The following is a 23,028-nucleotide window of genomic DNA, read 5'->3' on the forward strand; positions in this document are numbered from 1 at the left end:
AGCGCCCTCTGCTAACCGTAGATCGCCGCCGCGGCCTCCTGCAACCGCGCCATCGCCGCGCGATACGGTCCAGGCCCATGGCTGATGCGCGCGACGCCGCATGCGCCGAGCCGCTTCGCATCGGGCGCAGCCGTCATGGCCATGATGTTGACGGGCAGCGCCGTCGCTGCGCACAGATCCTCGATCAACGCTTCGTCGATCAGGCCGGGCGCGAAGAAACCGCTGGCACCGGCATCCGTATAGGCCGAGGCGCGGTCCTTTGCCTCGGCAAGCAGGCCCGCATGAAGGCTGCGGTCGCCTTCCTTCAGGAACAGGTCGGTGCGCGCGTTGATGAACAGTGGCACGCCTTTGTTTTCTGCGGCCTGACGGATGGCGGCGATGCGCGCCGACTGGTCCCTGATCGCATGCAAGCCGTCGCCACCGACCATCTGATCCTCGAAATTGATGCCGATCGCTCCGGCGTCGAGAACGCGGCCGACGTTCTCCGCCGCCCCTTGTGGATCGTTGGAATAGGCACCTTCGAAGTCCACGGAAAGCGGCAGGTCGACCGCGCTCGCGATGCGCTCCGCGACGGTTGTCAGCAGATCGAGGGGAATTTTCTGTCCGTCGCCGAAACCGTGCGCGGCGGCGACCGACCAGCTTCCCGTCGCCAGCGCCCTGGCGCCGCCGTCGGCCACCGCCTTCGCCGAGCCGGCATCCCAGATATTGTAGAGGATCAGTGGATCGCCCTTTACATGCAGGGCGGTGAAGGCGCGGGCTTTGTCACTCTGGCTCATGGGGGCTCCTGTCTGACGAAAATCTGAGTTTCTCATGTTCCAGCAGCCAGCGCTTGCGCCACAGGCCGCCGCCATATCCGGTCAGCCGGCCATCAGCGGCCAGCACCCGGTGGCAGGGAATGACGATGGCGATCTGGTTGGCGCCATTGGCCCGCGCGGCGGCGCGGGCGGCATCTGGAAGGTTCAGTTGGGCGGCGATCTGCGAATAGCTGCGCATCTCGCCTGCCGGGATCTGCCGCAATGCCTGCCAGACGTCGCGTTCGAAAGGAGTGCCGTGGCCGGCAAGCGGGGTCGAGAAACGGGTTGAACGGCCGGCGAAATAGGCGTCAAGCTCGGCGGTGATCTGCTGGAGGGGAGCCGTTGATCCGAACGCGATGGCCGACCCGGTCGCCTTGCGCAATTTGCGGATTTCAGCCGGCAGAGCCGTGCGTTCGAGGAATTCGAGCAGGTGCAGGGCGTGATCGTCGGCGATGGCGATCATCGTGCCGATCGGGGTGTCGATCCAGCCGGCGCGCAGGAGCGGACGACCGCGCATGCCGGCCGGCGCCTCGCCCACAAGCCGCGCCACCGCATCGCGAAAGCCGCTGCCCGAGGCGAAACCCGCCTCCTGCTGCGCCTCGATCACGCTGGCGCCGCCAGCCAGGCTCTCGACCGCCTGGCCGACGCGGCGCAGGCGCGCCATTTCGAGGAAGCTGATGCCGAAACGCCGTTTGAAGGCGCGGCGCACGGTCGAGGGATCGTGGCCCATGCGGACGATGTCAGCCTCATACCAGCGGCGTTCCGGTTCTCCCTCGAGCGCCCCCAGCAGTCCGGCGACAAGCGGATCGGCTTCACCGACGCGGTCGAGCGGCCGGCAACGCTTGCATGGGCGCAGACCCGCCTCGAAGCATTGCGCGACCGTATCGTAGAACACGACGTTCTCGCGCTTGGGCTTGCGGGCCGGGCAGGTGAGGCGGCAGAAGACGCCGGTCGTCGTCACGCCGGCATAGACGACGCCGTCGAGGGCGGCCTCGCGCGACAGCAGCGCCTGATAGAGATGATCGTCGTCGGGGCGTTGGAACAGCATGCGCGCAGATTAGCGCAAACCGAACGGCGCGCCGCCGAAAATCGGGCGTCTATTCCAACGCTCCTGACAAAACGTCAGTGGTTTTGCTGTGCTTCGATCTGCGACTTGACCAGCCAGATTTCCGCTTCATGGGTGGCGCAAAGCCGTTCCCAGCGCGCGTTCGACATGCCGGCGTCGCGCCAGGCCGTCAACGTCGCGTAGCACGTGCTTTCCGGCAGGCCGCAGACGGTGTGCGGCACGACGCGGGCGCTGATGCGCGGCAGGAGATGGTCCGGCGTGCCGATGTGGTAGTCGATGAGCAGCAGGTCCGGCCGGGCATCGATGCGCAGGAAGCCTTCGGAGCCGTCGAACAGCGAGCGACCGAGATAAAGGCCGGTCACCTCGTCCTTCTTCGTGTCGAAACAACCGAGCGCCCAGCGGCCGAGAGCGGCGCCGTCGGCCAGGAAAGCGAAGGCGCGTTCGGCGGGCGCCTCGATGAAGGCCGAGATGCTGTGGCCGAGACCGGCGCCGACCGGTGCTGTCGTCTGATTGCTGTCGCTCATGGTGTCCTCGGGATTCTCGATCTCAAAAGCCGAGCAGATTGGGCAGCCAGAGGCTGAGGCCCGGCACGGCGGAAACGATCGCCAGGGCGACCAGATTGACGGCGAGGAACGGCGCGGTGGCGCGCAGCAATGCGCCGAGCCCGCAACCCGCCATGCGCTCGGCGGCGAACAGGCAGACGCCGAGCGGCGGCGTCAGAAGGCCGATGTTGAGGTTCAGGATGGCGACGACGCCGAAATGCAGCGGGTCGATGCCGGCCGTCTGCGCGGCATGCGCCAGGATCGGCCCGAACAGGATGATCACCGCCGTCGGATCGATGAACATGCCAAGCACCAGCAGGGCCGCATTGAACACCAGCATGGTGGCGAGCGGGCCGAAATTCCAGCCTTCGATGGCGCCCGACAGGAGACGAGGCACGTTCTCCATGCCCATGGCCCAGGAAAAAGCCGCGCCGCAGCCGACGATGATCAGCAATTGCCCGGAAAACAACGCCGAGCGCGAAAAGACCGAGGCGAGCGAGCGCAGGTTGACGGAACGGTAGATGAACAGCGCGACGACCAGCGCGTAGATGCAGGCGATGCCGCCGGCTTCCGTCGGCGTCATGATGCCGCCGAGGATGCCGGCAAGGATGATCACCGGGATCATCAGTGGCACGAGGGCAGCACCCGAAACCTTTGCAAGCGCCTTCGGCGAGCGGTCGGCCTCGACCGCCGGGAAGTTGTACAGGCGCGCCTGGATGGCGACGAGGATCATCTGCGCCAGGCCGATCAGCAGGCCGGGAAAGATCGTCGCGGCCATCAGCGCGCCGATGGAGACGTCGGTGATCGAACCGTAGATGACGGCGGTGAGCGACGGCGGCAGCATAGGGCCGATGATCGACGAGGAGGCCGTCACCGCTGCCGCATAGGCGCTGGTGTAGCCCTGCTTGACCATGGCCGGGATGAAGACGCGGCCAAGCGCGGCGATGTCGCCCAGCGCGACGCCGGTGATGCCGGCAAACAGGATCGACGCGCCGATGTTGACCTGCGCCAGCCCGCCGCGCAGCGCGCCGAACCAGGCATTGGCGAAGGCGATCAGCCTATCGGTGATGCGCCCGGCATTGACCAGTTCGCCGGCCAGGATGAACAGCGGCACGGCCATCAGAACGAAACTGTCCATGCCCTGGTAGATGCGCTCCGGAACGATGGGCAGGAAGGCCCAGTTGCCGGTGATGGCCATCCACGACAGCACGCCGGCGATCATCGCCCAGGCGATGGGCAGGCCGAACAGCAACAGTCCGAGGAAGACGCCCAGAAGGGTCAGAAGGCCGATGCTCATGATTGCCGGGATCCGGTCAGAAGGCGCGCGACGGCGAAGATGGCGGCCAGCGCGAAACAGGTGGGCAATGCTCCATAGGGAATGGAGAGCGGGATGCGCATGCCCTCGCTGGTCTGGCCGGCGGCGAAGCGCATCATGTCGATGCCATACCAGATCAGGACGAAGAACACGGCGAGCGCAATCAGGTCGAGTGCGAAATGCAGGGCACGTCCCAAGGCCGGCGCCTGCGCCATCAGCACGGCCGGGACGAACTCGACGCTGATGTGGCTGGCCTCGCGCACGGCAATGGCGGTTGCCGCCAACGCCATCCAGATCATGCCGTAGCGCGCCACCTCCTCCATGAAGAAGGGGACGCTGCCGATGCCGTAGCGCAGGAAGACCTGCGCGCCGACCAGCCCCAGAAGGACCAGCAGGCAGAGCGCCGCGAAAACCCGCAGCGCTCCATCCAGCAGGTCGAGCAGACGTTTGACGGCCGCCATTGTCAGTTGCGCGCTTCTTCAACCGCCTTGACGATGGCGTCGACACGCTCGGGCGTGTCGACATTCTCTTTCAGCCATTCGATCGCCGGCGGCTGGGCGATGGCCTTGAAGGCGTCGCGGGCGGCCTGGTCGAGGTCGATGACCTCGGTGCCGTTGTCGCCGGCGGTCTTCAACGCCGAAGCCAGCGCGTTGAGCGAAGCCTCGCGGTTGAAGGCGATGGCCTTGGCTGCTGCCTCGTCGATCACCTTCTTCTTGTCGGCGTCGAGGCCGGAGTAGAAGGCGTCGTTGATGCCGAACGCGCCGAGCGCGAAGCTGTGGCTGGTCAGGCTCAGATGTTTCTGCACCTCATAGAGCTTGACGAGCACGAAGACCGGGGCGGCATTGTCTTGGCCGTCGACCACGCCGGTGCGCAGCGCCGTGTACAGTTCGGCGAAGGAGATCGGCGCGGGCGAGGCGCCGAGCGCCTCGACGGGGATCGTCGCGAGCGGTCCCAGCACGCGCATCTTCAGGCCCTTCATGTCGTCGGGCGTGCGGATCGGCTTGTTGGCGCTGTATTGCTTGAAGCTGCCCGAGGTCCACCAGCCGAGCACGCGGATGCCCGTCTTGGCGCGCATGTCCTCGGCCAGTTCATCACCGACCGGGCCGTCGAGCAGGGTCCACACCTCGCCGTCATTGGCAAACAGATAGGGCAGGTTGAGGATCTGGATGTCGGGGAAGATGGTGGCGTAATTGCCGTCGGCCGAATCGCTCATCTGGATGACGCCGCGGCGCATCTGGTTGAGCCGCTCGTTGGGCGCGCCGAGGGCGCCGCCATAGGAGATCTCCACCGTCATGTCGGAGTTGGCTTCGACTTCCTGCTCGAAACGCTCATACATTCCGTTGATGAAGTCATCCGGCCGGTCGCTCTTCGGCAAGGCGACGCCGATGCGGATTTCCTGCGCCATGGCGCCGGAAACGGCCATCAGGCCGGCAATAAGGCCAAGGACAATCTGCTTTTTCATGATTCTTCGCTCCTCACTGTGATCCCCAATCGGCCGCCCCCGGCACGATGTCCGGCGCGGCATCACTCACCGGCTTCTCGTCAGGCCGGTTGCGCGTTGGATCAAATGATACTTTAAACTTAAAGTGTCGTCCATTGAAATTCGGGAACGCAGCCGGCACCGGCGCGTGGGCCGGTGCCTAATCTATGCGAAGCGCCGGTGCGGGCTCTTGCGGGCGGGAGGGCGTACAATCCCCGGCGCGCGTTGCCAAAGACCGAAAACCACGGCAAAGAGGCCGTTCATCGGTTCGGAGAAGCGGCCATCGACGCCTCAGCACTCGCCTGGATCCAGCGGTTCATCCAAACGAATTTGCCCGTCGGCCCCGTTCCAACGGTCCCCGAGATTCTCGTGCACAGGGCAAATCCGAGGAGCGGGCTGTGGCGTCTTGCCGAGCGCGACGCGGATTTCGGCACCCCATACTGGGCCTATGACTGGGGTGGCGGTTTGGCGCTGGCGCGCCACGTTCTGGATAATCCGCAATGCGTTGCCGGCCGGCGGGCGCTCGACCTGGGGGCCGGCTCAGGGGTCGTCGGCATTGCGGCGATGCTGGCCGGCGCCAGGAAAGTCGTCAGTGCCGACACCGATCCTTATGCGATCGCGGCAATGGGCCTGAACGCGGCGGTCAACGGTGTTGCGGTCACGCCTTTTGCGGGAGACCTGACGGTGGGGCCGGCGCCCGCGGTGGACATCGTGCTGGTCGGCGACCTGTTCTATGACAGCCATCTTGCCGAACGGGTGACGATGTTCCTCGAGCGGTGCCTTGAGGCACACATCCAGGTGTTGATCGGCGATCCGTGGCGCGCCTTCCTGCCTCATGCGCGGCTTCGATTGCTGGCCGAGTATCCAGGACCGGATTTCGCAGGCAGTGATCAGGCGGGACAACGGAAGAACGCGGTCTTCTCGCTTGAGCCGCAACAGCCAGGATAGACGGGACTTCAGCCAGAATTGGCGACCCCGCGGCTATCTGCAGAGCGTGCCGAGCAATTTCTGGGTCGCGGCGATGTCATCGACGATCGCCTGCTTCACACCGGCAGCGTCGTTCTTGCGCAAAGCGGCCAGCGCTTCATGGTGATGCCTTGTGTAGGTTTCGCCCTCGTTCGATTGGAGGATCGGCTCCACGTGGCGCGTCAGCATGCGCATATAGGGACCGAAGCGCAGCCACAGGGTCTCGATCAACTGGATCAGCACTTCCGAGCCCGACCCCCGATAGAGCGCGAAATGAAACTCCCGGTTCTTGCCGAGCATCGCGTAGACGCTCTCGTCGCGGCCCGAGGCTTCGTGGGCGGCGACCAGTTGCTCGAGCTCGCTGATGCCGGCGGCACCGAGATTGGGGGCGGCGAGTTCGGCCGCCAAGCCCTCGACGGCGATGCGCGCGCGGCACAGATCGTCAAGCCTCGCCTTGCTGACGGAGGGAACGCGGGCCGAGCCGTTGGGCGCCGTCTCCAGCGCGTTTTCCGCCGCCAGCCGACGCAAAGCCTCGCGCACGGGCATGTGGCTGGTGCCGAAACTCTCTGCAAGGGAGGAAATGGTGAGGATCTGCTCCGGCTCGAAGCGGCCGGTCATCAGCGCGTGGCGCAGCTGGCGATAGACGCCATCCTGTATCGTCACGCGTGAGGAAACCGGGACAAAGTCGCTTTGCTGCACTGCATGCCTCCCATGAAGACCACATCGTTCTTCGGCACGGGCCGGCGCCTGGCTGGCCCGCCCAAGATCGACTACGGGGAGTCGCCATCATGCGCAAGGGTTACGGCCCCATACCGGTGCCTGACGCACGGCAATCCGCAGAAGCGATCAGCGGATGACATCTCCCTTGTCGTCGAAGCGGTAGGTGCGGCCCTTGTCGAACTTGGCATGCAGCATGCTGTCGATCTCGAACGTGTGCTCGCCGAACAGCCGTATGCATAAGAGGCCGGCCCGGCCGCAGTCCAGATAGACATTGGTATCGGCGCCCAGATGCTCGACATGGGAGACGCGGCCTTCGACGTCGCCGCCGGTCGTGTCGACGGAAATGTGCTCGGGACGGACGCCGATGGTCTTGGCGTCATCGCGGCCGATGACCGCCGCCTCGATGAAATTCATCTGCGGCGAGCCGATGAAGCCGGCGACGAACAGGTTGGCCGGGTCGTTGTAGAGTTCCATCGGCGTACCGATCTGCTCGATCTTGCCGGCATTCAGGACAACGATGCGGTCGGCCAGCGTCATGGCTTCGGTCTGGTCGTGCGTCACATAGATCATGGTCGCGCTCAACTCCCGGTGCAGGCGGGCGATCTCCAGCCGCGTGTTGACGCGCAACGCCGCGTCGAGGTTGGAAAGAGGCTCGTCGAAGAGGAACAGTTTCGGTTTGCGCACCACGGCGCGTCCAATGGCGACGCGCTGGCGCTGGCCGCCCGACAGTTCGGCCGGGCGCCGCTCCAGATAAGGGTCGAGCGACAGCATCTTGCTCGCCAGGTCGACGCGCTCGGCGATCTGCGCCGGCGGACGCTTTGCCTGCTTCAGGCCGAGGCTCATATTGTCCTTGACGGTCAGATGCGGGTACAGCGCGTAGGTCTGGAAGACCATGGCGATGCCGCGCTTGGAGGGGGGCGTGGTGTTGACGGTGGCGCCGTCGATCTCGACGCTGCCGCCGCTGGCATCCTCGAGCCCGGCGATGATGCGCAGGAGCGTGGACTTGCCGCAGCCGGACGGGCCGACGAAGATGACGAATTCACCGTCCTGGACCTCGAGATCGACGCCTTGGATGACCTCGACCTTGCCGAACGACTTGCTGATGTTCCTGAGTGCGAGTGAGCCCACTGGTTCTTCCTATAATTCTATTTCCTTGCCGCTTCGCACGCTTTCGTCGGCGGCGAGGCAGATGTTGAGCGATTGAACCGCGTCGTCCATGTGCCGGGAAAGGTCGATGTCCTCGCGGATGGCCTTCAGGACGAAGGCCTGTTCGCGGTCGCATAGTTCCTGATGGCCTGGTTCGTCCTCCATCGAGAGCAAGGCGTCGGGTTTGGCGAAACCGCCGGCTCCATTGGTCTCGGCATGGTGGATGCGGATCGTCGATGTTTTCGTGTGCGTGTCGATGTCGTCGGATCTGGCGCCTTCGGCCATGACGATCGAGACGCAGCCCTTCGGCGAGACGATATCCTTCACGAAGAAGGCGGTCTCCGAGATCATCGGCCCCCAGCCGGCCTCGTACCAGCCGAGCGAGCCGTCCTCGAACAGCACCTGGAAATGGCCGTAATTGTACATGTCCGGGGCGATCTCATCGGACAGGCGAAGGCCCATGCCGCGCACCTTCACCGGCTTGGCATCGGTGATCTGGCACATCACGTCGACATAATGCACGCCGCAATCGACGATCGGCGGTGTCGTCTCCATCAATTGCTTGTGGGTGTGCCAGGTGGGGCCCGAGGATTGCTGGTTGAGGTTGAGCCGGAACACGTAAGGGCCGCCGAGCGCGCGCGCTTCTTCGATCAGCCTGATCCAGGACGGATGATGGCGCAGGATGTAGCCGATGACGAGCTTGCGGTTGTTGGCGCGCGCCGCCGCCACGACGCGCCGCGCATCGGCGACATTGGTCGCCAGCGGCTTCTCGACGAAGACATGCGCGCCGCTTTCAAGGGCGGCCACCGCATAGTCGGCGTGGCTGTCCGAATAGGTGTTGACCGACACCAGATCGGGCTTCAGCGTTTCCAGCGCCTCCTCATAGGCGTTGAAGAACGGGTAGACGCCGAGGCGCGGCGGCAGGTCGGGCCTCGAGCGGTTGACGAGGCCGACGATCTCGAAGCCGGGGTTCTCATGGTAGGCGAGCGCGTGGCTTCGGCCCATATTGCCGAGGCCGGCGACCAGCACCCGGACGGGGGTCTGCGCGCCGCTCATTTGACGGCTCCCGAGGTGATGCCGCGGATCAGCTGGCGCGAGAAGATCAGGTACAGGATCAGCACCGGCAGGATGGCGAGCGACAGGGCGGCGAGCACGGCGTTCCAATTGGTGACGAACTGGCCGATGAAAACCTGCGCGCCGAGCGTGATGGTCTTGGTCTCCTCGGACGGGGCCAGGATCAGCGGGAACCACAGATCGTTCCAGATCGGGATCATGGTGAAGACGGCGACCGTCGCCATGGCCGGCCGCACCAGCGGCAGGACGAGGCGGAAAAAGATGCGGTATTCGCTGAGGCCGTCGATGCGGCCTGCGTTCTTCAGATCATCGGAGACCTGGCGCATGAATTCCGACAGGATGAAGATGGCGAGCGGCAGGCCCTGCGCCGTGTAGACGAGGATCAGCGCCGTGCGCGTGTTGACGAGGCCCGACGCGACCATCATCTGCAGGATCGCCACCGTGCCGAGCCGGATCGGGATCATGATGCCGAGCGCCAGGTAGAGCCCCATCAGCGTGTTGCCCTTGAAGCGGTACTCGGCGAGCGCGAAGGCCGCCATCGCCCCGCACAGGAGCACCAGGAACAGGGAAACCACCGTGACGATCAGGCTGTTCTGGAAATAGAGCAGGAAATCGCCCTGCTTCAGCACCGTCTCGAAACCGACCAGGCTGAAGCTTTCGGCGTTGGGCAGCGCCAGCGGCTCGCGAAAGATCGCCTTGCGCGATTTGAAAGCGTTGATGACGATGACGAAAACCGGGAACAGGGCGATGACCGTATAGAGGATCAGGATCGCGTGAGCGGCTATCGAATGGGCCGGAGAGTGTCTTGCTGTGCTCATGGTTCTTCTCCCCGCGCTCAGAACTGATACCGGCGCAGGCGCCGCTGGATGCCGAAGAGATAGATCGAGACGCCGATCAGGATGATGACGAACATTGCCGTGGCGATGGCCGCGCCGAGGTTCGGGTCGCCGAGCTGGAGCTGGAAGCCGAAGAAGGTGCGGTACATCAATGTGCCGAGAATGTCGGTCGAGAAATCCGGTCCGGCCAGCGCTCCTTGTGTCGAGTAGATCAGGTCGAAGGCATTGAAATTGCCGACGAAGGTGAGGATCGAGATGATGCCGATCGCCGGCAGGATGAGCGGCAGTTTGATCTTCCAGAACTGTGCCATGCCGGTGATGCCGTCGCATTCGGCGGCTTCCAGAAGCTCATCGGGGATCGACAGCAGCGCCGCATAGATCAGCATCATCGGAATGCCGACGAACTGCCACACCGAGATCAGCGCCAGCGTGGTGAGCGCATAGGCTTCCTTGCCGAGCCAAGGCTGGAACAGGCTTTTGAGGCCGACGAGGTCGAGCAGGTTCGGCGCCACGCCCCAGAGCGGGCTGAGGATCAGTTTCCAGGCAAAGCCGGCGATGACGAAGGAGAGGATGGTCGGGATGAAGATGGCCGTGCGATAGACAGCGCGCATTCTGAGCAGCGGGCTGCTCAGGATCGCCGCCAAAAGGATGCCGATGGGGTTCTGCACCAGCATGTGGACGATGAAGAACCAGACATTGTTCTTCAGCGCGTTCCAGAACTGCTCGGCCCAGCGCGGGTCGCCGAACAGGGTGCGGAAATTGTCGAAGCCGACGAAGACCTGGCGGTTGCCGACGTCGCTGAACAGCGACAATTGCAATGTGCTGAACAGCGGCAGGATCATGATCGCCGTGTAGATCAGCACCGCCGGCGCCAGAAACACTGCGATATGCCAGCGGATGGGAGGTCTCGTCGTTTGCTCTACGGCCATGCTTGCCCCTTGCATGTATGCTGCCGGACGGCGTGCGGCGGTCCGGCAGCGTGTCGTTCAGACTGTTACTGCTGCGGCTCGTACCAGCTGGCCAAGCCCGACTGCAGGGTTTCGGCGCCTTCTTCGGGCGTCTGCGTGCCGCGCAGGACGTTGGCCGAAACGTTCCACATCTCGTTCCACAGGTTCGGCGTGCCGCGCGAAAGGATCTGGTGCGCGGGGCGGATGGTCGACTTGCAGCTGGCGCGCCAGGACACGAATTCCTTGGCGAGCGGGTCTTCCATTTCCACTGTCTCGTTGGACAGCGAGAAGAAGCCCGGCAGGGAATTTGCGTAGAGCGTGGCGAACTCCGCCGACCCGACCCAGTTCAGGAAGGTGCGCGCCGCCTCCTGGTTTTTGCCATTGGCATTCATGCCGATGCCGATGTCGGTGTGGTCGGAAATATAGCACTCATCGACCGCGTTCTGCACCGGCGGTGCGAAGGCGCCCATCTTGAAGTCGGCCTGATCGTTGAAGATCGAGATCTCCCAGGAACCGGCCGGGAAAATCGCCGCGCGGCCGAGCGTGAAGAGGTTCTGGCTGTCCGGATAAGCCTGCGCCTCGTAGCCGTCGCCCAGATAGGGCGCCCATTTGGCGAGCTGGCGGAAGGGCTCGACCCATTGCTCGTCGGTGAGCTTCTCTTCGCCCTTGATCAGCGCCAGCCGGCCCTCTTCGCCCTTCCAGTGGTTCGGGCCGATGTTGGTGTAGCCCATGGTGGCGGCTTCCCACTGGTCCTTGGCGCCCATGGCCATCGGGATGTAGGTGCCCTCTTCCTTGATCTTGTCGAGCATGGCGAAGAACTCGTCATTGGTCTTCGGCGGCGTGATGCCCAGCTCCTCGAAGATCTCGGCATTGTAGATGAAGCCGTGAATGACCGAGGCCATCGGTACGCAGAACGTGGCCGAGCCGTCATCCGTGCTCCAGGCGGCCTTCGCCACGTCGCCGAAGTTCTTCATGTTCTCCAGGTCCTGGATCGCCGCGAGCTGGCCTTTCTGGAAGAGGCTAAGCGACGCGTCGAAAGGCCGGCAGGTGATCAGGTCGCCGGCCGAACCCGCCTCGAGCTTGGAGTTCAGGACGGCGTTGTATTCCGTCGGGGCGGAGGGGGCGAACGTCACCTTGATGCCCGGATTGGCCGCCTCGAAAGCGGGGATCAGCTTCTCCTGCCAGATGGTGAGATCGTCATTGCGCCAGCTCTCGATGGTCAGCGTGGTGTCCTGTGCCATGGCGGCGCTTGCCGTGCCCAGAATCGTCGCCGACAACAGCGCCAGTTTCGTAAATTTGAACGTCATTTCCTTCTCCCTGATGCGTTAACTGGATGCCACGGCGCGCTCCGCGCTCGACGCGCGCATCCAGGAACCGAATGCCGGGGCGGACCGGAATGGTGCCGGCCCGCCCTGGCGTTCTTCTTGCTGTCAGCCGGCTATTTCTGCGGATCGTACCAGCTGGCGAGCCCGCCCTGCAGGCGTTCGCTTGCTGCCTCGGGCGCCTCGGTGCCCTTGATCACGTTGGCCGAGGCGTTCCAGGTCTCGTTTTCCAGGTTCGGCGTGCCGCGCGACAGGATCTGGTAGGTCGAGCGGATGGTCGATTTGCACGTCGACCGCCAGGAGACGAATTCCTGGGCCAGCGGGTCTTCCATCTTCACGTCGTGGCTGGAGAGGGAGAAGAAGCCCGGCAGAGCGTTGGCATAGAGCGTGGCGAACTCGGCCGAGCCGACCCAGTTGAGGAAGGTCTTCGCCGCTTCCTGGTTCTTGCCGTTGGCGTTCATGCCCATGGCAATGTCGACATGGTCGGAGATGTAGCACTCGTCGCCGTCGTTCGGCACCGGCGGCGGGAAGGCGCCCATCTTGAAGTCGGCCTGCTCGTTGAAGACGGAAATCTCCCAGGAGCCGGCCGGATAGATGGCGGCACGGCCGAGCGTGAACAGGTTCTGGCTGTCGGGATAGGTCTGCGCCTCGTAGCCGTCGCCGAGATAATCCTTCCACTTGGCGAGCTGGCGGAACGGCTCGACCCAGCCGTCGTCGGTCAATTTCTGCTCACCCTTGATCAGCGCGTTGCGGCCTTCCTCGCCCTTCCAGTAGTTGGGGCCGATGTTCTGATAGGCCATGGTGGCGGCTTCCCACTGGTCGTTGGTGCCCATGGCCATGGGAACGTAGGTGCCGTTTTCCTTGATCTTGTCGAGGGCGGCGAAGAACTCGTCGGTCGTCTTTGGAACCTCGACGCCGACTTCGGCGAAGGCGTCGGCATTGTAGATGAAGCCGTGAATGACCGAGGCCATCGGCACGCAGAAGGCGGCCGCGCCGTCGTCCGTGCTCCAGCCGGACTTGGCGACGTCGCTGAAATTCTTCATGGCGTCCAGATCCTGGACGGCGGACAAATAGCCCTTTTCATAAAGGCTGAGCGATGCGTCGAAGGGGCGGCAGGTGATCAGGTCGCCGGCGCTTCCCGCCTCGAGCTTCGAGTTGAGAACGGCGTTGTACTCGGTTGGCGCGGACGGGCTGAACTTCACCTTGATGCCGGGGTTGGCGGCCTCGAAGGCGGGTATCAGCTTGTCCTGCCAGATGGTCAGGTCGTCATTGCGCCAGCTCTCGATGGTCAATGTCGTGTCCTGTGCCACGGCCGCGCCCGAAGAGCCGAGCATGGTCGCGGCGAGTAACGCCAGTTTCACTTTCTTGGTCATGTTCTTCTCCCTGTTGTGCCTCAAGAGTGCTGTTGCCTTGCACGCGGTCAAGCCATCGCGGGCGCAGCAGCGTGCTGCGGAATGTTCCGGGTGGGGGCGGTCTTGTTTTTCTGGGTTGCCCGAACGGCGGCAGATGAATTGCCTGGCGCCAGCTCGATGCGGGCGCCGTTCGGCGAACGCCGGAAGACGAGCCTGCGAAGCGCGCTTCGCCCGACGCATTTTCGCTTTCCTGCCTGACCCGGGTTCATTAATCCTCCACCGGGCAAATTAAGGCCAAAAAAATACCATTTGTCTAGTGGGATTCCGGCCTGACTCAGTTCGAGGATGGAGGTGGCGTTAAAAAACCTATTATTATCAATGAAATTGGCTTGTCGTGCGATTGTTTGATTTTGCAGTTTCGCAAAGGTATCTTTTTGGTATTATACGGTGGAGGAGCGCCCATGACCGATTATGTGATTGCCATCGATGGCGGGGGGACGAGCTGCCGGGCGGCGGTAGCCGACCGGACAGGGACGGTTGTCGGCCGCGGGATGCGCGGCGCGGCGAATATCTTCTCCAGGGCCGATACCATCACCGAAAGCATCATCGCCGCGTCCGCCTCTGCCCTTGAGAATGCAGGCCTCGATGCCGGCCTTCTGTCGCACGTTCCGGCCTTTCTCGGGCTGGCGGGGCTGAATGTCGGCACACGGCAGGAACAGCTGGCCGCCGATCTTCCCTTCACCGACACACGCTTCGTGCATGACGGGATCATCGCCCTGCAAGGCGCGCTCGGCGACGGCGACGGCGTGATCGCCATTCTCGGCACGGGTTCGGCCTATGTCGTGCGGTTCCAGGGACAGACGCGCATCGTCGGCGGCTGGGGCTTTGCCGTCGGCGATCAGGCAAGCGGCGCCGTGATCGGGCGGCTCCTGTTGCAGCAGGCCCTTCTGGCGCAGGACGGCATTCGTCCGCTGACGCCGCTCGGCCGCGCGGTCATGGCACGGTTCGACGGCAATTCCGAGAACGTGGTAGAGTTCACCCTCGAGGCCAAGCCTGCCGACTACGGGTCCTTCGCGCCGATGATCTTCGATTTCGATGGCAGCGGCGATCCGATGGCGCAGCGCATCCTTGCCGAAGCGGTGCACGACATCACCGAAACCCTCGATGCGATCGTCTTCGACGGTTGCGAGCGCCTGTGCCTGCTTGGCGGACTGGCTGAGAAATACGGTATGCGGCTTGCCGCGCGCCACCGCGCGATCCTGCGCGAACCGTTGGGCGATCCGCTTTCGGGCGCCGTGCAGCTGGCGCTGCGGGCTTTCATCCCGGTCGCTGTCCCGGCCATCGACACGGCGGAGCAGCGATGAGCGCGGTCGATCTGTTCAAGCCGGACCGCGTCGCCGCCATGGGGCCGGGTCCGCTGTATCTGCGCTTGCGGCGGCTTCTGGAGGAAGCCATTGTCGGCGGCGTCATTCGCGAAGGCGAAGCTATTCCCACCGAGCGCGACATTGCCGAGCTCGCCGATCTGAGCCGTGTCACCGTGCGCCGGGCCGTCGACGATCTGGTCAAGCAGGGCCGGCTGATCCGCCGGCACGGGTCGGGCACTTTCGTTGCGCCGTCGGTGGCGCGCGTCGAGCAATCCCTGTCACTGCTCACCTCGTTCACCGAGGACATGGCGCGGCGCGGGCTGTCGGCGCGGTCCGAATGGCTGGAGCGGGCAGTCGTCGCCCCATCGCCCGACGAGATGATGGTGCTTGGCCTTGCGGTCGGCGACAAGGTGTCCCGGCTGGAGCGCCTGCGCATCGCCGGCGACGTGCCGATGGCGATCGAGCGCGCCTCGATCATCGGTGCCTTCCTGCCCGACCCGGCATCGGTCAGCGGATCGCTCTACGACGCGCTTGAGAAGCGGTCGGCGCGGCCGATCCGCGCCACGCAGCGTATCTCGGCACGCAATGTCGATGAGCGCGAAGCCGCCCTCCTGAAAGTCGCGCCGGGCGAGGCCGCTCTTTATATCGAGCGGGTCTCCTACCTGCCCGGCGGCCGGGTCATCGAATTCACCCGCTCGATCTATCGCGGCGATGCCTATGACTTTGTCGCCGAGTTGAAAATTCCCGAACATTGACGCCAACCAAGCAGTGGAACCAACCAGCATGACTTCCCTCGCCCTTGCCGGAGCGCGCATCTTCGACGGTGATGTCTGGCATGACGGCCACGCGCTCCTCATCGAAAACGGAAAAGTTTCGGGCATCGTCGCCGAGAGCGCGCTGGCGCCGGGGCAGGCGGTGCGCAATGCTTCGGGGACGATGATCGTGCCCGGTTTCATCGATCTCCAGGTTAATGGCGGCGGCGGGATCATGCTCGACGGCAACAGCGGCGTCGCTGGCATCGAAGCCATCTGCCGGGCACACGCCATGTTCGGCACCACCGGGCTTCTGCCGACGCTGATCACCGATACGCCGGAGGCGACGGCGGCGGCGGTCGCGGCCGGCATCGAGGCGGCGCGCATCGGTGTGCCCGGTTTTCTCGGTCTGCATCTCGAGGGGCCACATCTTTCCACCGCGCGCAAGGGCGCGCACGATCCGGCACTGATCCGGCCGATGCGCGATGCCGACCTGGCCAAGCTCGTCGCGGCCCGGCGGCATTTTCAGGTGCTCATGACGACCCTGGCGCCGGAGAACGTGACGCCCGAGCAGGTCAGCAAGCTGGCGGCGGGCGGGGTCAAGGTCAGCCTCGGGCACAGCGATACGGATTGCAAGACGGCGCTTGCCTATGTGCAGGCCGGCGCGTCGCTCGTCACGCATCTGTTCAACGCCATGAGCCCGCTTGGCCATCGCGAGCCCGGTCTCGTCGGCGCGGCGCTGGAGAGCGGCGCGCTGTGGGTGGGGCTGATCGCCGACGGCGTGCATGTCGATCCGGTGGCGATCCGCGCGGCGCTGAAGGCGAAGACCGGACCGGCGCGGATATTCGCCGTCACCGACGCCATGTCGACCATCGGTACGGACATGGCCTCCTTCACGCTCAACGGACGGACGATCCACCGGCAGGATGGCCGCCTGACGCTCGATGACGGCACGCTGGCCGGCGCCGACATCGACATGGTGTCGACGGTCGCCTACCTGCACCGCACGGTGGGGTTGTCGCTCGACGAGGCGCTGCGCATGGCAAGCCTCTATCCGGCAGAAGCGGTTGGGATAGGCGGATTCAAGGGTCGGCTGGGGACGGGCAAGGACGCCGATTTCGTCGAGTTGACCGATGCGCTGACGGTGGCTTCCACCTGGATCGGCGGCGAGGCGGTGCACGAAGCCTCCTCGGACTGATCCCGGTGCCAATCGGCAGGCGCGCTGAAAGCGCCTGGCGTTCGATCGGTGATGCTGGCCGGCGGCGATGAGCGCACGACGGAAGCCATCGCCGGCGCCCTGTCGATGAAGCACAAGGCGGAGCTTCTGCCGGACGACAAAGGTCGCCGCCATTGGCGATTTCACCAGCCGCCACACCGTGATGATGGTCGGCGACGGCATCAACGACGCCCGCGCTTGCGGCGGCCCATGTCGGCGTGGCGATGGGCTCGGGCACCGATCTGGCGCTGGAGACGGCGGATGCCGCCCTGTTGCGCAACCGGGTCACCGACATTCTTGCCAAATTGCGCCTGGCGCGGGCCACGATGGCCAACATTTGCCAGAACATCGTCCTCGCGCTCGGGTTGAAGGCCGTGTTCCTCGTCACCGCAATTCTGGGGTGACGGGCTTGTGGATCGCCATCCTGGCGGATGCGGGGGCGACCGTGCTCGTCGCCTTGAACGCGTTGCGCCTGCTTGGCTTCCGCCTGGAGCGGTAAGGCCGTCACGCCGGGTCGACGGTCGATCGAATCAGTCCGCCGCCCGCGCCGCCAGCGGGCGGCGGACTGCGCGTGTTGGTTGCCGGATCTTGGCTCGGAAAATTCACGCGTATAATCGCATAGGTTGTAGTTTGCGTTTACGCGCTGGTTGCGTTCTTCGTTGGTTAACCAATTGATTTTAATTGAAAATCCTTCTTTCTAGAGCATATTCAATCCGTGTTAGTTGCATAGATATCCACATAATCCCTTATAGGTTGTATAAGTGATGCGAATCCGATATCGTGCAGAAGTTGTATCGAGACGGGTCGCTTTTTCCGGTTCCACGGGGGTGGTGTGTTTCAGCGGACAGTTGGGTAACGCCGTAAAGCTCAAGGCACAGGGCTGATCTTCAGCACGGCTTTGATGGTCGGCGTATCGGCAGGCGCTCAGGTGCCTGCCAGGGTGCGATGCATCGTGCGTCGAGCCAGCCATGCGCCGTGCGGTCATTGCACGGGCTTGTGGCGCAGGCGGCTGTTGCCGCTTTGAAGCAGCGTTGAGTGCCGCGCGTGCGGCGTCGTCATTCGGATCAAACCTTACCTTTCATGGAACGAGGCGCAAAACCTATGGGCATGCACAAACAGGACGGACTTTCATTCGCCACCTTGCGGGCCGCCGAGGCGGTCATCGACACCCGCAGCCTGACCGGAGCCGCACAGAAGCTGGGCATCAGCCAGCCGGCGGTCAGCATGCATCTCGGCCGGCTGGAAAAGGCGATCGGAACGCCGCTGATCAAGAAGCTGGGCAACCGCATCATCGTCAAGGAGGAGATTTCCGGTCTCATCCGCCAGATGCTCGACCTGGAGCGGCGCCTGCGCACGGTCGGCTACGAGAAGAACCTGTCCAAACTGAAGGTCGGCGTCTGCACCTATTGCGCGCCGCTGCTTCTGGGCGGGCTTGGCCGGCTCGGCAAGATCAAGGACCAGGTCAGTTGGCGCATCGCCGATTCGAAGCGGCTCGAGGAGATGTACGATTGCGGCCAAGTCGATGCCATGTTCCGGGCGCTTTATCCGGCCGAGATGGGGCCTGATCTCGTCACAGAGTACACGCTGCGCTGGATCGGGACGCGCGAGATCGCCGAACAGGCGAAGCGCAATTCGGGAACGATCCCGGTGGTCCTGACCCATGCGCAATCGCCGCTGGGCATGGCGGCGCGCGAATGGCTGCGGCAACACGAGGTGGCCTACGACGTGCTCGGCGAGGTCGACGACATCGCCACCGCCATGAAGCTCGTTTCCAGCGGGGTCGCCGTGTCGCCGCTGCCGAGCTTCGTCTTCGACGGGCAGGTGTCCAGGCTGGAAGATTGTGTCGAAGTGATGCCGGGCGGTCTCGACATGCGCTATGGCATGTTCTTCGACGATAAGCGCTTCAATCTGCGCCTGGGGCTGGACATTTTCGAGCTTTTGCAAGGCGAATTGCTCCGCATGTCGCCGCCACCGGCCGCTTTCCAGCGCCATAGCGTCACGCACCAATAGTCCGCCATCATGGATCCGTCGCCGCGCAGCTTGCTGCGCGGCGTGGTTATGCCAAGAAACTGTCGTCAAAAATTCATTGGACCGCCTCCTTGCCGTCAGGATCGGCGGCGAAGAATCCCACCATGAACACACCCATTCGCACCGCCCGTTCGGACACGCCGTCCGATGCCCAGATCGACGCGCTCCTCTCTCCGGAGGAGGACGCCTCGATCGTCGATTCACTGTTCGCCGTTTCCAGGGGGCAGGCCGCCGCGGAAGCAAAGGATGTGCTTGAGCAGGTGCTTTTTGCCCGGCTGCAGGCGCGCATCGCGCGCCGCATGCGTCGGTCGATCGAGGACCCGCAGGCTGCGGAAGCTTCCCGGACCGCAGACGATCCGAAGAACGCGAGGAGCGCGGCATGACGCGACACGCGCCGTCACTGCAGGACGAGAAAATCCTCGAGCCTGCGCGCGGCCTCGAGGAGCGCGGGGAGTATCGCCTGCTCCATTTCCGCGCGGCTGAAGCGCGCCGACTGCGTGGAGACGTTCAAGGCCGCGACAATGCGGCCAGATTTGTCTCTTACGGGAACCGCAATCGAGCGCAGGCCGAGTTCCAGTTCCTGATCGACGATGGCATAGCCGGCCTGGCGCGTTTTCGCCACCTTGGCGGCGAGAATGGTCCGGTCCGTCACCGTTTCGGCTGTTTTGGCGCTGATCGTCGCCTGCGCGAGAAAACGGGTGAGTTCGGGCGGATCCAGATCTGACAGAAGCACGCGGCCCATCGATGTGCAGTAGGCCGGCAGCCGCGCGCCGACGCCAAGGGCCACCGACATGATGCGCCGCCCCGCCACGCGCGCCACATAGACGACATCCTCGCCTTCCAGGACCGCAGCCGAGCAGGATTCGCCCAGTTCGGCGGAGACGCCACGCATGATCGGCTCGGCATAGCGCCACAGCGAAGCGCCGCCCATCCAGGTGCGGGTGAGGGAAAGGAGCTTGGCCGACAGGATGAAGCGTCGGTCCTCCTGCCGCGCGAACCCGCTGGCAACCAGCGTGATCAGCAGACGCCTGGCGCCGGCCCGCGTCAGACCGGCAGCCGTGGCGACCTCGGTCAATGTCATGCCGCCGGGCGCTGCGGCAAGGATCTCCATGACGCCGAGCCCCTTTTGCAGCGAGCCGACCAGGTCACGGGCCTTGTCCGCGTCGCGATCGTTTGACTCATTGTGAATCTCCATCTAGAAAGTATCGCATATAAAACTTATGTTCGCAATACGAACTTCGAGGATGACCATGGCGCGTTTCCTTCCGCTTTCCGAGGCGGTGGCGGAAAACCTGAATGACGGCGATACCGTCGCTTTCGAGGGGTTCACCCACCTCATCCCGACAGCCGCCGCGCATGAGGCGATCCGCCAGGAGTTTGCCGACCTGACGCTGATCCGCATGACGCCGGACGTGGTCTATGACCAGATGATCGGCATGGGCATGGCGAAGAAGCTGGTCTTTTCCTATGCGGGCAATCCCGGCGTCGGCCTTCTGCGCCGCCTGCGCGATGCGGTGGAGAACGGGTTTCCGCGCAGCGTCGAGATCGAGGAGCATTCGCACGCCGCCATGGCCAACGCTTATGAAGCCGGCGCGGCGGGGCTGCCCTGCGCGATCTTCCGCGGCTATCGCGGCGCCGAGCTGGCCAAGGTCAATCCGAACATCAAGAGCATCGCGTGCCCGTTCACCGGCGAAGAATTGGCCGCCGTGCCGGCGCTCAGGCCCGATGTCAGCTTCATCCATGCCCAGAAGGCCGATTTGCAAGGCAATGTGCTGATCGAGGGCATTGTCGGCGTGCAGAAGGAGGCCGCACTCGCCGCCCGCCGCGCCGTGGTGACGGTGGAGGAGTTGGTCGACGATTTCGACGATTTGCACCCCAATCTCTGCATCCTGCCGCACTGGACGGTGACCGCCATCGCCGTGGTGCCGGGCGGTGCGCATCCATCCTACACGCATGGCTATTACGCACGCGACAACGCGGAATACCTGGAATGGGACAAGATCGCCGCCGACCGCGAGGTGTTTCGCGCCTGGATGGACGAGAATGTGCTGCAGGCCGCGCCTGACGATTTCGCCAAACGCGTCGAGAAACTGAGGTTGGCACGATGAGCAAGTCGGATTTCACCCCGAACGAGATGATGACCGTCGCCGCCTCGCGTGCCTTGAAGAGCGAGGATGTGTGTTTCGTCGGTATCGGCGCTCCCTCCGCCGCCTGCAACATCGCCCGGCTGACCCATGCGCCCGATATCACGCTGATCTACGAATCCGGCACCATCGGTACGGCGCCCGACGTGCTGCCCTTGTCCATCGGTGACGGCGAGTTGTGCGATACGGCGCTGACCACCGTACCTGTGCCGGAGATGTTCCGCTACTGGCTGCAGGGCGGGCGCATCACGATCGGCTTCCTGGGGGCTGCCCAACTCGACAGGTTCGGCAACATCAACACGACCGTCGTCGGCGATTACGATCATCCGAAGGTGCGGCTGCCCGGTGGCGGCGGTGCGCCGGAGATCGCCTCGTCCTCGCAGGAAGTCTACATCACGCTTGCCCAGTCGAAGCGGTCGATGGTCGAGAAGATCGACTTCTACACCTCCTTCGGCCATGGCGAGGGTGGCGATCACCGACAGCGGCTTGGCATCGACACCAAGGGGCCGACCCTGCTCATCACCGACCTGGCCATCTGGAAACCGGATCCTGCGACCAGGGAATTCACGGTGGTGTCCCTGCACCCGGGCGTTACCCGCGAGATGGTGCAGGAGACCTGCGGCTGGACGGTGAAGTTCGCCGAGACCCTTGAAGAGACCCCGCCGCCCAGCGAACTGGAGCTTGCGACACTGCGCGACTTGAAAGCGCGCACGGAAGCGGCTCATAAGGGCGCATGAACTGGAGAACCACGCATCATGGCTGAAGCCTTCATCTGCGATTACATCCGCACGCCCATCGGCCGTTTCGGCGGCGTCCTGTCCTCCGTGAGGGCCGACGATCTGGCGGCAGTCCCGATCAAGACGCTGATGGAGCGCAACCCCAATGTGGATTGGGCGGCCATCGACGACGTGTTTTATGGTTGCGCCAACCAGGCGGGCGAGGACAACCGCAACGTGGCGCGCATGGCCGTGCTGCTGGCCGGCCTTCCCGTCGATGTGCCGGGCTCGACGGTCAACCGCCTATGCGGCTCGGGCATGGATGCGATCACGATTGCCGCGCGCGCCATCAAGGCGGGCGAGGCAGAGATCATGATTGCCGGCGGCGTCGAATCCATGAGCCGTGCGCCCTTCGTCATGCCGAAGGCCGACACCGCGTTTTCGCGCAATGCCGAGATCTACGACACGACGATCGGCTGGCGCTTCGTCAACAAGGTGCTGAAGAAGCAGTACGGCATCGATTCCATGCCGGAGACCGGCGAGAACGTGGCTGAGGAGTTTTCCGTCAGCCGCGCCGACCAGGATGTTTTCGCCGTGCGCAGCCAGGACAAGGCGGTTGCCGCGCAGGAGAATGGCCGTCTGGCGAAAGAGATCATCCCGGTCACCATTCCACAGCGCAAGGGCGATCCGGTGGTGGTCGACAGGGACGAGCATCCGCGTCCCGGCACCACGGTGGAGAAGCTCGGCAAGCTGCCGACGCCCTTCCGCGAGGGCGGTTCGGTGACGGCGGGCAACGCCTCCGGCGTCAATGACGGTGCGGCGGCGCTGATCATCGCTTCGGAGGCTGCGGCGAAGAAATACGGGCTGACGCCGATCGCCCGCATTCTTGGCGGTGCAACCGCGGGCGTGCCGCCGCGCATCATGGGCATCGGGCCGGCGCCGGCAACGAAGAAACTGTGCGCCCGGCTTGGCCTCAAGCCTACGGATTTCGACGTCATCGAGCTGAACGAGGCGTTTGCCTCGCAAGGCATAGCCGTGTTGCGCGATCTGGGCATCGACCCGGCCGCTCCCCATGTGAACCCGAATGGCGGCGCCATCGCGCTCGGCCATCCGCTCGGCATGTCCGGCGCGCGCATTTGCGGCACGGCGGCGCTGGAGCTGCACGAACGCGGCGGCAAGCTGGCGTTGGCAACCATGTGCATTGGCGTCGGCCAGGGCATCGCGCTGGCGATGGAGCGGGTTTAGCAG

General features: G+C 64.4%; 23 protein-coding genes and 1 pseudogene. 10 read left to right on the forward strand and 14 right to left on the reverse strand.

Going from position 1 to position 23,028, the window contains the following annotated elements:
* Window positions 1-11 precede the first annotated feature (11 nt).
* The 6 genes from AB843_RS10840 to AB843_RS10865 all read right to left on the reverse strand — a co-directional run bounded on the left by AB843_RS10840 (window position 12) and on the right by AB843_RS10865 (window position 5,179).
* Window positions 12-776, reverse strand: coding sequence for an isocitrate lyase/PEP mutase family protein (locus tag AB843_RS10840; protein WP_048646853.1), 765 nt, complete (start codon window positions 774-776; stop codon window positions 12-14).
* Window positions 763-1,842, reverse strand: coding sequence for a bifunctional transcriptional activator/DNA repair enzyme AdaA (locus AB843_RS10845; RefSeq protein ID WP_048646854.1), 1,080 nt, complete (start codon window positions 1,840-1,842; stop codon window positions 763-765). Before AB843_RS10845 ends, AB843_RS10840 begins: the two co-directional genes overlap by 14 nt.
* A gap of 74 nt (window positions 1,843-1,916) precedes the next feature.
* Window positions 1,917-2,384, reverse strand: a complete 468-nt coding sequence (locus tag AB843_RS10850; RefSeq protein WP_048646855.1) for an SRPBCC family protein — start codon at window positions 2,382-2,384, stop codon at window positions 1,917-1,919.
* Window positions 2,385-2,406: 22 nt separating this feature from the next.
* The gene (locus AB843_RS10855; RefSeq protein WP_048646856.1) at window positions 2,407-3,699 is read right to left on the reverse strand and encodes a TRAP transporter large permease; all 1,293 of its coding nucleotides are present in this window, start codon (window positions 3,697-3,699) and stop codon (window positions 2,407-2,409) included.
* Entirely contained in the window at window positions 3,696-4,178 is a 483-nt protein-coding gene (locus tag AB843_RS10860) for a TRAP transporter small permease (protein ID WP_048646857.1), read from the reverse strand. Before AB843_RS10860 ends, AB843_RS10855 begins: the two co-directional genes overlap by 4 nt.
* Before the next feature lie 2 nt (window positions 4,179-4,180).
* Window positions 4,181-5,179 carry a TRAP transporter substrate-binding protein gene (locus AB843_RS10865; protein ID WP_048646858.1) on the reverse strand — a complete coding sequence of 333 codons (999 nt, stop codon included), beginning with the start codon at window positions 5,177-5,179 and terminating at the stop codon, window positions 4,181-4,183.
* 243 nt (window positions 5,180-5,422) lie between these two features.
* On the opposite strand from AB843_RS10865, the gene AB843_RS10870 reads away from it, so the two are divergent.
* Window positions 5,423-6,145, forward strand: a complete 723-nt coding sequence (locus AB843_RS10870; RefSeq protein ID WP_342021925.1) for a class I SAM-dependent methyltransferase — start codon at window positions 5,423-5,425, stop codon at window positions 6,143-6,145.
* A gap of 33 nt (window positions 6,146-6,178) precedes the next feature.
* On the opposite strand, the gene AB843_RS10875 is transcribed toward AB843_RS10870, so the two are convergent.
* The 7 genes from AB843_RS10875 to AB843_RS10905 form a co-directional block, all read right to left on the reverse strand.
* Window positions 6,179-6,862 carry a GntR family transcriptional regulator gene (locus AB843_RS10875; protein WP_048646859.1) on the reverse strand — a complete coding sequence of 228 codons (684 nt, stop codon included), beginning with the start codon at window positions 6,860-6,862 and terminating at the stop codon, window positions 6,179-6,181.
* 147 nt (window positions 6,863-7,009) lie between these two features.
* Entirely contained in the window at window positions 7,010-8,011 is a 1,002-nt protein-coding gene (locus AB843_RS10880) for an ABC transporter ATP-binding protein (protein ID WP_048646860.1), read from the reverse strand.
* A 9-nt stretch (window positions 8,012-8,020) separates the two neighbouring features.
* On the reverse strand, window positions 8,021-9,085 hold the full coding sequence (locus tag AB843_RS10885) for a Gfo/Idh/MocA family protein (RefSeq protein ID WP_048646861.1): 1,065 nt from the start codon (window positions 9,083-9,085) through the stop codon (window positions 8,021-8,023).
* Window positions 9,082-9,921: a carbohydrate ABC transporter permease gene (locus AB843_RS10890; protein ID WP_048646862.1), complete on the reverse strand. Its 840-nt coding sequence runs from the start codon at window positions 9,919-9,921 to the stop codon at window positions 9,082-9,084. Before AB843_RS10890 ends, AB843_RS10885 begins: the two co-directional genes overlap by 4 nt.
* Before the next feature lie 17 nt (window positions 9,922-9,938).
* Complete coding sequence (locus AB843_RS10895; protein ID WP_048646863.1) at window positions 9,939-10,868, reverse strand: carbohydrate ABC transporter permease; 930 nt, start codon at window positions 10,866-10,868, stop codon at window positions 9,939-9,941.
* 65 nt (window positions 10,869-10,933) lie between these two features.
* Window positions 10,934-12,193 (reverse strand): ABC transporter substrate-binding protein, encoded by a 1,260-nt coding sequence (locus tag AB843_RS10900; RefSeq protein ID WP_048646864.1) that lies wholly within the window; start codon window positions 12,191-12,193, stop codon window positions 10,934-10,936.
* Between the two features lie 131 nt (window positions 12,194-12,324).
* Window positions 12,325-13,581, reverse strand: coding sequence for an ABC transporter substrate-binding protein (locus tag AB843_RS10905; RefSeq protein ID WP_048646865.1), 1,257 nt, complete (start codon window positions 13,579-13,581; stop codon window positions 12,325-12,327).
* Between the two features lie 440 nt (window positions 13,582-14,021).
* Here AB843_RS10905 and AB843_RS10910 point away from each other — a divergent pair, with 440 nt between their 5' ends.
* The 6 genes and pseudogenes from AB843_RS10910 to AB843_RS10935 all read left to right on the forward strand — a co-directional run bounded on the left by AB843_RS10910 (window position 14,022) and on the right by AB843_RS10935 (window position 19,303).
* On the forward strand, window positions 14,022-14,924 hold the full coding sequence (locus tag AB843_RS10910) for a glucosamine kinase nucleotide-binding domain-containing protein (RefSeq protein WP_048646866.1): 903 nt from the start codon (window positions 14,022-14,024) through the stop codon (window positions 14,922-14,924).
* Entirely contained in the window at window positions 14,921-15,679 is a 759-nt protein-coding gene (locus AB843_RS10915; protein ID WP_048646867.1) for a GntR family transcriptional regulator, read from the forward strand. The genes AB843_RS10910 and AB843_RS10915 overlap by 4 nt, the downstream gene beginning before the upstream one ends.
* Window positions 15,680-15,707: 28 nt before the next feature.
* Complete coding sequence (gene nagA / locus AB843_RS10920; RefSeq protein WP_048646868.1) at window positions 15,708-16,874, forward strand: N-acetylglucosamine-6-phosphate deacetylase; 1,167 nt, start codon at window positions 15,708-15,710, stop codon at window positions 16,872-16,874.
* Between the two features lie 21 nt (window positions 16,875-16,895).
* A pseudogene (locus tag AB843_RS24960) lies at window positions 16,896-17,391 on the forward strand (HAD-IC family P-type ATPase); the annotation flags it as partial.
* Window positions 17,392-17,993: 602 nt separating this feature from the next.
* Window positions 17,994-18,902 carry a LysR family transcriptional regulator gene (locus tag AB843_RS10930; RefSeq protein WP_048646870.1) on the forward strand — a complete coding sequence of 303 codons (909 nt, stop codon included), beginning with the start codon at window positions 17,994-17,996 and terminating at the stop codon, window positions 18,900-18,902.
* Between the two features lie 122 nt (window positions 18,903-19,024).
* Window positions 19,025-19,303, forward strand: coding sequence for a hypothetical protein (locus AB843_RS10935; protein WP_048646871.1), 279 nt, complete (start codon window positions 19,025-19,027; stop codon window positions 19,301-19,303).
* Between the two features lie 14 nt (window positions 19,304-19,317).
* On the opposite strand, the gene AB843_RS10940 is transcribed toward AB843_RS10935, so the two are convergent.
* Entirely contained in the window at window positions 19,318-20,115 is a 798-nt protein-coding gene (locus tag AB843_RS10940; protein WP_048646872.1) for an IclR family transcriptional regulator domain-containing protein, read from the reverse strand.
* Window positions 20,116-20,170: 55 nt separating this feature from the next.
* On the opposite strand from AB843_RS10940, the gene AB843_RS10945 reads away from it, so the two are divergent.
* From AB843_RS10945 to pcaF, 3 genes are read left to right on the forward strand one after another with little or no spacing between them, the layout of a single operon-like run.
* The gene (locus tag AB843_RS10945; protein WP_048646916.1) at window positions 20,171-21,028 is read left to right on the forward strand and encodes a CoA transferase subunit A; all 858 of its coding nucleotides are present in this window, start codon (window positions 20,171-20,173) and stop codon (window positions 21,026-21,028) included.
* Complete coding sequence (locus AB843_RS10950; protein WP_048646873.1) at window positions 21,025-21,801, forward strand: CoA-transferase subunit beta; 777 nt, start codon at window positions 21,025-21,027, stop codon at window positions 21,799-21,801. Before AB843_RS10945 ends, AB843_RS10950 begins: the two co-directional genes overlap by 4 nt.
* Before the next feature lie 18 nt (window positions 21,802-21,819).
* The gene (gene pcaF, locus AB843_RS10955) at window positions 21,820-23,025 is read left to right on the forward strand and encodes a 3-oxoadipyl-CoA thiolase (RefSeq protein ID WP_048646874.1); all 1,206 of its coding nucleotides are present in this window, start codon (window positions 21,820-21,822) and stop codon (window positions 23,023-23,025) included.
* The last annotated feature ends 3 nt before the right edge of the window (window positions 23,026-23,028 follow it).

It is taken from the genome of Nitratireductor soli (genome assembly GCF_001050155.1).
Classification (GTDB): domain Bacteria; phylum Pseudomonadota; class Alphaproteobacteria; order Rhizobiales; family Rhizobiaceae; genus Nitratireductor; species Nitratireductor soli.

Excerpts from the sequence above, each read along its gene's own strand:
- AB843_RS10895 (WP_048646863.1), bottom strand. The coding sequence starts at position 10,868 with ATGGCCGTAGAGCAAACGACGAGACCTCCCATCCGCTGGCATATCGCA.
- AB843_RS10950 (WP_048646873.1), top strand. The coding sequence starts at position 21,025 with ATGAGCAAGTCGGATTTCACCCCGAACGAGATGATGACCGTCGCCGCC.
- AB843_RS10860 (WP_048646857.1), bottom strand. The coding sequence starts at position 4,178 with ATGGCGGCCGTCAAACGTCTGCTCGACCTGCTGGATGGAGCGCTGCGG.
- pcaF (WP_048646874.1), top strand. The coding sequence starts at position 21,820 with ATGGCTGAAGCCTTCATCTGCGATTACATCCGCACGCCCATCGGCCGT.
- AB843_RS10845 (WP_048646854.1), bottom strand. The coding sequence starts at position 1,842 with ATGCTGTTCCAACGCCCCGACGACGATCATCTCTATCAGGCGCTGCTG.
- AB843_RS10850 (WP_048646855.1), bottom strand. The coding sequence starts at position 2,384 with ATGAGCGACAGCAATCAGACGACAGCACCGGTCGGCGCCGGTCTCGGC.
- AB843_RS10910 (WP_048646866.1), top strand. The coding sequence starts at position 14,022 with ATGACCGATTATGTGATTGCCATCGATGGCGGGGGGACGAGCTGCCGG.
- AB843_RS10865 (WP_048646858.1), bottom strand. The coding sequence starts at position 5,179 with ATGAAAAAGCAGATTGTCCTTGGCCTTATTGCCGGCCTGATGGCCGTT.
- AB843_RS10940 (WP_048646872.1), bottom strand. The coding sequence starts at position 20,115 with ATGGAGATTCACAATGAGTCAAACGATCGCGACGCGGACAAGGCCCGT.
- AB843_RS10915 (WP_048646867.1), top strand. The coding sequence starts at position 14,921 with ATGAGCGCGGTCGATCTGTTCAAGCCGGACCGCGTCGCCGCCATGGGG.
- AB843_RS10935 (WP_048646871.1), top strand. The coding sequence starts at position 19,025 with ATGAACACACCCATTCGCACCGCCCGTTCGGACACGCCGTCCGATGCC.
- AB843_RS10900 (WP_048646864.1), bottom strand. The coding sequence starts at position 12,193 with ATGACGTTCAAATTTACGAAACTGGCGCTGTTGTCGGCGACGATTCTG.
- AB843_RS10945 (WP_048646916.1), top strand. The coding sequence starts at position 20,171 with ATGGCGCGTTTCCTTCCGCTTTCCGAGGCGGTGGCGGAAAACCTGAAT.
- AB843_RS10905 (WP_048646865.1), bottom strand. The coding sequence starts at position 13,581 with ATGACCAAGAAAGTGAAACTGGCGTTACTCGCCGCGACCATGCTCGGC.
- AB843_RS10840 (WP_048646853.1), bottom strand. The coding sequence starts at position 776 with ATGAGCCAGAGTGACAAAGCCCGCGCCTTCACCGCCCTGCATGTAAAG.
- AB843_RS10885 (WP_048646861.1), bottom strand. The coding sequence starts at position 9,085 with ATGAGCGGCGCGCAGACCCCCGTCCGGGTGCTGGTCGCCGGCCTCGGC.
- AB843_RS10855 (WP_048646856.1), bottom strand. The coding sequence starts at position 3,699 with ATGAGCATCGGCCTTCTGACCCTTCTGGGCGTCTTCCTCGGACTGTTG.
- nagA (WP_048646868.1), top strand. The coding sequence starts at position 15,708 with ATGACTTCCCTCGCCCTTGCCGGAGCGCGCATCTTCGACGGTGATGTC.
- AB843_RS10890 (WP_048646862.1), bottom strand. The coding sequence starts at position 9,921 with ATGAGCACAGCAAGACACTCTCCGGCCCATTCGATAGCCGCTCACGCG.
- AB843_RS10930 (WP_048646870.1), top strand. The coding sequence starts at position 17,994 with ATGGGCATGCACAAACAGGACGGACTTTCATTCGCCACCTTGCGGGCC.